At 73.6% G+C, this 4,636-nt stretch carries 5 protein-coding genes; all 5 read right to left on the bottom strand.

All coding sequences use genetic code 11. From position 1 onward, the window contains the following. Window positions 1–108 precede the first annotated feature (108 nt). From ABT122_RS33275 to ABT122_RS33255, 5 genes are read right to left on the bottom strand one after another with little or no spacing between them, the layout of a single operon-like run. A complete protein-coding gene (locus ABT122_RS33275; protein WP_351559877.1) occupies window positions 109–1,335 on the bottom strand; it encodes a cytochrome P450 family protein in 1,227 nt (408 codons plus the stop codon). Further along, a complete protein-coding gene (locus tag ABT122_RS33270; RefSeq protein ID WP_351559876.1) occupies window positions 1,335–2,564 on the bottom strand; it encodes a cytochrome P450 family protein in 1,230 nt (409 codons plus the stop codon). The genes ABT122_RS33275 and ABT122_RS33270 overlap by 1 nt, the downstream gene beginning before the upstream one ends. After that, the gene (locus ABT122_RS33265; RefSeq protein ID WP_351559874.1) at window positions 2,561–3,217 is read right to left on the bottom strand and encodes a GTP-binding protein; all 657 of its coding nucleotides are present in this window, start codon (window positions 3,215–3,217) and stop codon (window positions 2,561–2,563) included. Before ABT122_RS33265 ends, ABT122_RS33270 begins: the two co-directional genes overlap by 4 nt. Next, complete coding sequence (locus tag ABT122_RS33705) at window positions 3,192–3,701, bottom strand: DUF742 domain-containing protein (protein ID WP_451068627.1); 510 nt, start codon at window positions 3,699–3,701, stop codon at window positions 3,192–3,194. Before ABT122_RS33705 ends, ABT122_RS33265 begins: the two co-directional genes overlap by 26 nt. Continuing rightward, a complete protein-coding gene (locus tag ABT122_RS33255) occupies window positions 3,698–4,129 on the bottom strand; it encodes a roadblock/LC7 domain-containing protein (protein WP_351559872.1) in 432 nt (143 codons plus the stop codon). The genes ABT122_RS33705 and ABT122_RS33255 overlap by 4 nt, the downstream gene beginning before the upstream one ends. Window positions 4,130–4,636: the final 507 nt, after the last annotated feature.

Here is a 4,636-nt window from a genome sequence, read left to right as displayed (position 1 = left end):
GGGGTGGCGCCTCCTGCGCCCTGGGTCGTGTGTTTCGTAGCGTGCCGGGCTCGCGAGCCCCGGCACCGGACCCCGCTCACCGATCCGGCCCGATCCGAAAGAGACTCCCTAGCTCAGGCGGACCGGGATCGTGCGCCAGCCGTGGGCGATGAACGACGGCACCTGCTCCAGCTCCCCCGCCGGCACAGCCAACCTCACCTCCGGGAAGCGCTCGAACAGCGCGGGCAGCGCCGTCCTCGCCTCCAGCCTCGCCAGCGGCGCCCCCATGCACCGGTGCACCCCCACCCCGAACGCCAGATGATCATCCGCACTGCGCCCCGCGTCGAACCTCCCCGCATCGGGCCCGTAGTGCTCCGGATCGTGCCCCGCCGCCGCGAATGTCGTCAGAATCGCCGCCCCGGCCGGAATCGTCACCCCCTCCACGGTGATGTCCGACACCGCGAACCGCAGCGGCAGGTTCGCGATCGACGGATGCACCCTCAGCACCTCGTCGATCACCGCCTCCCACGACACCTCCCCCCTCCGCACCGCCCCCAGCTGCCCCGGGTCCCGCAGCAGCGCCACCACCGCGTTGCCGATCAGATTCACCGTCGTCTCGAACCCCGCCCCGATCACCAGCAGCAGGGTGTGCACCAGCTCCTCCTCGCCGAGCCGGTCGCCGTCCTCCGCGCGGACCCGGATCAGGTCGCTGGTCATGTCGTCCCCCGGGTTCGCCGTCTTCTCGGCGATGAGCGAGGAGAGCACCGTACCGATCTGCTCCTGCACGAACGCCGCGTGCGCCGGGCTCGGATCGGAGGTGTCGAGGACGGCCGACGCCAGCCGCACCACCCCGGGGCGCAGCTCCTCCGGGACCCCGAACAGCTCGCAGATCACCCGCAGCGGCAGCGGGTGGGCGTACCCGGCCCGCAGATCCACCACCTCCCCGTCGCCCCGGGCCGCCAGCGCGGAGAGCAGTTCGCCGGTGACCGCCCCGACCCGCTCCCGCATCCCCTCCGTGCGGCGCGCGGTGAAGCCGGGCGCGATCAGCTTCCGGAGCCGGGTGTGGTCGGCCCCGTACGCCGAGAGCATGTTCACCACGCCCACCCAGCTCAGAATCCACCCCCACTCGGGGTGCTCGGCGATCTCGGGGAAGAGACTCCAGTGCCGGCGCGGGTCCTTGCTGACCCGGGGGTCCAGGATCAGGTTCTTCAGGATGCCGTGGCCGGTCGGGGCCCAGGCGGGTATCCCGCCGGGGAGTTCGACGGGCACCAGCGGCCCCAGGGCGCGCAGCCGCGCGCACTCCGCCGGGATGTCGATGCCGAAGGGGTCGATGGCCACCGGGGCGGACCCGCTCATCATCGCTCTCCTGACTGGTCGGGCGTGCGGGGGGTGAACCGGACCGGGAACGCCGTCAGGGACCGGTGGAAGGGCCCCGGACGCCAGGTGAGCCGCTCACGGGGCAGCACCGGACTCAGATCGGGCAGCCACTGGGTGAGCCGCTCGATGGCCTCCGTCGCGATCAGGAGCGTGTGCTGCTTCACCGGGCAGGAGTGCGGCCCGGCCGACCACGACAGATGGGAGGCGTCGTTGGTGCGGCGCACCCCGCCGGAGTCCTTCTCCGCGAAGTGGGCCAGCGCGCCGTAGGAGATCACGACCGGCACGGCGGCCTGTATCCACACGCCGTGGAAGCTGACGGCCCTGCGGGCGTAGTGGATGCCGTAGTTGGCGAGCGGCGTCTCGTACCGCAGCACCTCCACCACCGCGTCCATCACGGGACGCGAGCCGCTGGTGAGCGTCGTGTAGTACGCCGGGTTCCCGAGGATGCGGGAGAGGGCGTTGGAGACCAGGTTCGCCGTGGGCTCGTGCCCGGCGCCGAGGGTGAGGAAGACCTGCCAGGTCACCTCCTCGGGGGTGAGTTCGAGCGGGTGGTCGAGGAGCCAGCTCGTGAGGTCGTCGCCGCGCCGGGCCATCTTGGTGGCGATGAGTTCGAGGACGTACCGCCCGTACTCGACCTCGGCCTGGGCCGCGCTCTCGACCCCCTCGATCATCTGCGCCATGGAGTCGGTGAGCCGGTCGCTCTCGCTGTCCGGCAGCCCGAACAGGTTGTTGAAGATCAGCCCCATCAGCGGCCGGCAGAAGTCGGAGACGAGATCGGCGCGCCCCCGGGGACCGAACCGGGAGACCAGGATGTCCACGGCCCGGTGCACCCGCTCGCGCAGATCGTGCGGTTCGACGAGGCTGAAGGCGTCGACGAGGGTGCGCCGGTAGCGGATGTGCGCCTGGCCGTCGGCGAAGAGGGTGTTGGGCCGCCAGCGCATCATCCCGAGGATCGGCGAGTCCTCGGCGACCGCCGCCTCCCAGGGGCGCGGGTCGTGCGACCAGGTCTCGGAGTCGTGCAGCACATCGAGGGCCGCGCGCCGGTCGACGACGACATACGCGAAGATCCCGGGCGCGAGTTCGGCCCAGCCGACGGGCCCCTGGGCCCGCAGCAGCTCGTAGTAGCCGTGGGGGTCGGAGGCGAATCCGTCCTCCCAGAGCCGGACGGGCGCGGCGGGGGTCGGCGCGGGCGCGGGCGGGCTCTTCACGACAGCTCCGCGTCCGGGACCGGAGCCGCGCCCGGGACCGTGTCCGGGACCGGTGCCGGGGCCTGGCTCATCCGGGTGAGCAGATGCTGCACCAGGGAGATCAGCGCGTCGATGGAGGCCCGGGTGTCCCGGGCGTCACAGGCGACCATCGGGGTGCCGGGCTCCAGGTCCAGCGAGGTGCGCAACTGCTCCTCGGTGTACTGGCGCGCGTCGGGGAAGGTGTTGAGGGCGACCGCGTACGGCAGGCCCGCGTCCTCCACCAGACCCAGCACCTCGAAGGAGTCATCGATGCGCCGGGTGTCGACCAGGACCAGCGCGCCGAGGGCCCCGAAGGCGATGTCCGACCAGAGCGAGCGGAACCTCTCCTGCCCGGGGGTGCCGAAGAGATAGAGCACGATCCCCCCGTTGAGGGAGATCCGCCCGAAGTCGATGGCGACGGTCGTGGTGGTCTTGTCCCGCACCCCGGCGAGGTCGTCGACCGCCACGGACGCCTCGGAGAGCTGCTCCTCGGTGTGCAGGGGCCGGATCTCGGACACGGAGTCGATCAGGGTGGTCTTGCCGACCCCGAAGGGGCCTGCGACCAGGATTTTCACCAGTTCGCGGGCGCTGTCCGGCAGGTGCAGGCCGCTAGAGCTTGAGGGCGCGGAGGCCATCGGCGACTCTCTCCAACAGATCAAGGTCGGGCTGGGCCGCGTACGGGATGGGCGGGCGGGCGCCCACCAGGCCCAGGTCGATGAGGTGCGCCGCGAGGACGCGGACGGCGGAGACGGGCAGTTCGAGCACGGCCGCCGTCTCCACCACCGTGAGCGATCCGCCGTCCAGCGTGCCCAGGAGGGTGCGCTGCGCGGCGGGGAGCCCGGCCGGGACCGCGGGTCCGGCCGGGGCGGGTGGTGTGTGCGGGGCGGATGGTGCGGGTGGAGGGGTGTGCCGACGGACCCGGCGTACGTCCGGGCCGGCCGCGGGTGCCGGTAAGGACGACCCGGTTCCGCAGGCGGCTCCGGTGGCCGGCTCTCCCGGGCAGGTCGTCAGATCGGTCAGGACCGAGAGGCGCTCCAGGCTGTTGCGGCTCGGCCGGGTCGTGCCGCCGGTGGAGACATAGGCGGGGACCAGGGGCCGGCCGGCCCGTCGGCCGCTCACAGCGGTGTGTGGCCGCTGGCTCCCCGGGGAGCGGCTGCCATCGCCTTCTCGCCGAGCCGGGCCACTTGGGAGTGGACCCGGTGGGCGAGGAGATCGAGCCGCACCTCGGGGTCGCCGTAGGCGGCCACACAGGTGCCGTGGGTGGTGGGCGCCACCAGGATGTATCCGTGGTCGGATTCGACGACCACCTGCCGCACCTCGGCGCTGTCCTTGTCCGCGAAGGCCGCCGCCGCGGTGCGGCAGGCCCCCTGCACGGTGCTGGTGATCGCCGCGACGCGTTCGGCGGAGGCCTGGGAGAGCCGGTCGGAGTAGCCGGACACAAGGCCGTCCCTGGTCAGCAGGACGGCCGCGCGGACATGGGGGATTTCCAGGATCGGGTCGAGCACCCACGCGGTATCGCCGGTGTCGCGGGAGGTGCGGCTGGTCATCGGGGGTCGTTCCCTTCGGGGTCGGCGGCGTTGCGTGCGGCTGCGGTCCCGGCCTGCAACGCGCCGAGTGCCGCTGCGGCCTCTTCGGGGGAGCGCGTGGGGGGCTGGGGGCGGCTGTGTGCTTCGACGGGGTAGTCGGCGGCCCGGACCCGGCGGCGCCGGCGGGGCAGCAGATCGTCGTCGGGAGCGGGAGCGGGGTCGTGGGTGATGGCGTCGGGGACGGTGGGGGAGGGGGGAGGTCCGACGGGTGTACGGGAGGGGGGCGCGGGGTCGGGTGGGGTGCGGGCGGCCATCGTGGGAGCGGTCGGGGTGCGGGGAGGCACCGCGTGGGCGGTCGGGGGGTGGACGGAGGGCGCGGGAGGGGCCGCGGCGGTCTGCCGCGGCACGGGGCGCTCCGGCTCCGCGGCCGGCCGCGGTGCCGGCCCCCGGTGGCCCGGGGGCCCGGTCGGGGCCGGGAGGTGTGCGGCCGCCCGTACGGGGTCCGCCGGTGCGCTGACCCGGGGGGCG

It is taken from the genome of Streptomyces sp. NPDC001985, assembly GCF_040296845.1.
GTDB lineage: Bacteria > Actinomycetota > Actinomycetes > Streptomycetales > Streptomycetaceae > Streptomyces.
Note: the sequence above shows the minus strand (reverse complement) of the source record. Positions and strands in the feature narration are given on the sequence as shown.